The following is a 274-nucleotide window of genomic DNA, read 5'->3' as shown; positions in this document are numbered from 1 at the left end:
CCAGCAGCGCATCACAGAGTGAACCGCCGATCACCGCCAGGGCCGCCCAGACGCCATGCACGCCAGCCTCGGCCATGATCCGCAGGCCCCAGTCGTAACCCGGGCCGATGCACACCAGCGCGGTACCCAGCCAGATCAGCACCATCACTGCCAGCAACAGCGGGCGCAGGGCCAGTTGGGTGCTTTGCGCCGCCTGCGGCCAGTCCTGCAAGCGGGCCGCCAGCGGCGCCGCGTGATACCCGCAGACCGAGGCCAGCACCTGCGGATCCGCCAG

Annotated in this window: 1 pseudogene; it reads right to left on the bottom strand. The window is 70.8% G+C overall.

The window, feature by feature from the left end:
• Positions 1 to 274 (bottom strand): annotated as a pseudogene (locus SB725_RS31185) (epimerase); the annotation flags it as partial.

It is taken from the genome of Pseudomonas sp. SIMBA_041 (assembly GCF_046535095.1).
GTDB lineage: Bacteria > Pseudomonadota > Gammaproteobacteria > Pseudomonadales > Pseudomonadaceae > Aquipseudomonas > Aquipseudomonas mucoides.
Note: the sequence above shows the minus strand (reverse complement) of the source record. Positions and strands in the feature narration are given on the sequence as shown.